General features: G+C 64.1%; 3 protein-coding genes. 2 read left to right on the forward strand and 1 reads right to left on the reverse strand.

Going from position 1 to position 3,398, the window contains the following annotated elements; all coding sequences use genetic code 11:
- Positions 1–118 precede the first annotated feature (118 nt).
- Positions 119–1,570, reverse strand: a complete 1,452-nt coding sequence (locus tag QZY06_RS18750; protein WP_295686964.1) for an aldehyde dehydrogenase — start codon at positions 1,568–1,570, stop codon at positions 119–121.
- 140 nt (positions 1,571–1,710) lie between these two features.
- Here QZY06_RS18750 and QZY06_RS18755 point away from each other — a divergent pair, with 140 nt between their 5' ends.
- On the forward strand, positions 1,711–2,514 hold the full coding sequence (locus QZY06_RS18755; protein WP_295686965.1) for an SDR family NAD(P)-dependent oxidoreductase: 804 nt from the start codon (positions 1,711–1,713) through the stop codon (positions 2,512–2,514).
- Positions 2,515–2,608: 94 nt separating this feature from the next.
- Positions 2,609–3,398, forward strand: a 790-nt coding sequence (gene msrA / locus QZY06_RS18760) for a peptide-methionine (S)-S-oxide reductase MsrA (RefSeq protein WP_295686966.1), incomplete at its 3' end; no start/stop codon positions are given.

Raw genomic sequence — 3,398 nt, forward strand, 5'->3', positions numbered from 1 at the left:
GGCACCACCGAAGTGCGCAAGATGATCATTGCCGGCGAACTGCTGAAACCCTGAAACGCGGTCACAAAAAAAGGCCGGTCACCCGTGAAGGTGACCGGCCTTTTTGCTGCGCTGAAGCTTAGCCAGCCGGCAGATAGATCGACTTGATCTGCTGGTAGGCGGCGAGCGACTCCGGACCCATTTCACGACCCAGGCCGCTGGCCTTGATGCCGCCGAACGGCGACGCGATGTCGATCATGTAGCCGTTGACGCCGATGGTGCCGGTGTGCACCTGGCGGGCAATCGCCTGTGCACGCTTGCTGTCCGACGACCAGACGGTGCCACCGAGGCCGAACTCGGAATCGTTGGCGATCTTGATCGCCTCTTCCTCGTTCTGGTACTTGATGACCGTCAATACCGGCCCGAAGATTTCCTCCTGCGCGATACGGGCCTTGTTCGAAACGTCGGCGAACACGGTCGGCTCGACGAACCAGCCATCACCCGCATCCTTCGGACGACCACCACCGGCGACCAGACGGGCTTCGGTCTTGCCGATCGCGATATAGCCTTCGACACGGGCGCGATGCTCTTCCGAAGCGAGCGGGCCGATCTGGGTGTCCTTGTCCATCGAGCTGCCGACCTTCAAGCCCTTGGCCAGGCCGGCGATCGCGTCGACGATCTCGTCATAGCGGCTGGCCGGCGCCAGGATGCGCGACGACAGCGCACAGATCTGGCCATTGTTGCCGAACGAGGCGAAGTGCAGGCCCGGCAGCAGGTGTTCGATCTTGACATCGTCGAGGATGATCGCCGCCGACTTGCCGCCCAGCTCGAGGCTGACCGGACGCAGCAGGCGACCGCAGACTTCAGCGACCTTGCGGCCGGCGCCGGTCGAACCGGTGAAGGCAACCTTGTCGACACCCGGATGCGAGACCAGATAGGCGCCCAGTTCACGGCCGCCCGGCACCCAGTTGATGACGCCGGCCGGGATGCCTGCTTCGGCGGCGGCTTCGGCAACGATGTAGCAATCGAGCACGGTGCCCGGCGACGGCTTCAGGACGATGGTGCAACCGGTGGCCAGGGCCGGACCGATCTTCATCATCGACAGCACGACCGGGAAGTTCCACGGCACGATGCCGCCGACCACGCCCACCGGACCCTTGCGGATCAGGGTGTCGAAGCCCAGCGGCGACGGACGACGCTCTTCGACGACCATGTTGGTGGTCAGCGCGGCGTAGTAGCGAATCAGGCCGCAGACGTAGCTGCCTTCCAGCTGTTCGGACAGCGCCAGCGGCATGCCGTTCTGGTTGCTGACCGCACGGCTGAGACGCTCGGCGCGCTTTTCCAGCGCGTCGGCGAACTTGTTCATGTACTCGGCGCGCTGGGCCGGGGTGGTGTCACCCCAGGGGCCATCGAGCGCCTTGCGGGCGGCGGCGACGGCCTTGTCGATATCGGCATTGCTGCCTTCGGGCACGCTGCCGATGCTCAGGCCGGTGTTGGCACCGATGACGTCGATGCGGGCGCTGGTGGCGGGCTTAACCCAGTCACCATCGATGTAGAAACTGTCGTGATCGATATTTTTGTCAAGCGACATAGTGAGGCTCCTCTCCAGTAACTGGCATTCGAAGTGATGCTGAGTGTCGACGGGCATGCGGCAAGGTGCCGAAATGCGACCGTTAATTTAGTATGGCAGATTACTATTTTTCCACCCTCCTACAATAGAGCAGAAACCCGATGGCCGAAGCACCGAACGTCGTTTTCCACGCCTACGCTGACAGCGGCGTCCTGATCACCGGCGGAACCTCCGGTGTCGGCTTGGCCAGCGCCATCCAGTTCGCCCAAGCCGGCGTGCGCCGGATCGGCCTCGTCGGCCGCAATGCCGAGCGCGGCGAACAGGCCCGTCAGGCTGTGCTCGCAGCCTGCCCGGAAGCCTCTGTGTATTTCATCCAGGGCGATGCCAACGTGCTCGAGCAAGCGCAGCGCGCCGTCGCCGAAGCGCACGAGAAGCTGGGCAGCATCGACGTGCTGCTGAACTCGACGATCGACATGAGCCGCTACACGCCGGAGCCGCTGATCAATCTCTCTGCTGCCGATATCGGCCCGACGATGATGTCCGTGGTGCTGGCGCCGATGCACATGAGCTGTCTGGTGCTGCCGTACATGAAGCAGCGCCGCGGCGGCGTGATCCTGAACGTTGCCTCCGACGCCGCCAAGGTGCCGACGCCGGGCGAAACCATCCTCGGTGCGGCGATGGCGGCGATCACCGTGTTCTCGCGAACCCTGGCGATGGAAGCGAAGCGTTTCGGCGTGCGCGTCAACTGCCTGACGCCGTCGCTGATCGGCGGCACGACTACGGCTGCGCATGTGCAGAAAGGCGGCTTCAGCGCCAAGCTCTTTGCTCAGGTGGAAAGCATGGCCAGCCTCGGCGTCTGCTCGCCGGACGATCTGGCGGCGATGATCGTCTTCCTCGGCGGCCCGCAGGCCGGCAAGATCACCGGCCAGGTGATCAGCGTCAACGGCGGCATCTCGGCCGGTTGATCCCGCGTATACGCTTCGGGATACGGATTCGGGCTTGACGATGACAACACGGAAAGCGGCGAGCGCTGCTTCATCAGCGAGCCCTGGCTTGGGTATGAGCTTCAAGCTGCGCGTGGGCGTGCCAGCCTGGCTGCTGCTGGCAGCAGCAGCAGCCATGCCGGTGACGCTACCCGGCCTCGTCCAGGCCGATGAGGCGTCAGCGAAAGCCGAAGCGCCGCAACTCGCGGTAACGCCGTCGGCGCCGGTCACGCCGGTGCCGCCGGAATATGACCTGCCGCTCGCCGAGAAAAGCGGCAAGGCGACGCTGATCCTCGCCGGCGGCTGCTATTGGGGTATGCAGGCGATCTTCCAGCACGTGAAAGGCGTCAGCAATGTCACGGCCGGCTATGCCGGTGGCCTGAAATCGACGGCGAACTACGCGAACGTGATCGGTGGCGGTACCGGCCACGCGGAATCGGTACTGATCGAGTACGACCCGGCCCAACTGACCATCGGCACGCTGCTGCAGATCTACTTCTTCGTCGCTCACGATCCCACCCAGCTGAACCGTCAGGGGCCGGATATCGGCAGCCAGTACCGTTCGACGATCTTCACCGACAGCAAGGACGAGGCGCGGGTCGCCGTGGCCTACATGAATCAGATCGACGCCCTGAAGCTGCTGCCCCACCCGATCGTCACCAAGATGCGGCCGCTGTTCCCGTTCTATCGGGCCGAGGGCTATCACCAGAACTTCGTGCAGAACCATCCGAAGCAGCGCTACGTGCTGGTCAACGATCTGCCGAAGCTTGCTCGCCTGAAGCAAGCGTTTCCGAAGCTGTGGCGCGAACAGCCCTTGCGCTACGAGCCAGAAGAGAACAAGCGCTCGAAGCTGCTGCCGCCGCCAA

It is taken from the genome of uncultured Nevskia sp., assembly GCF_903885465.1.
Classification (GTDB): Bacteria; Pseudomonadota; Gammaproteobacteria; order Nevskiales; family Nevskiaceae; genus Nevskia.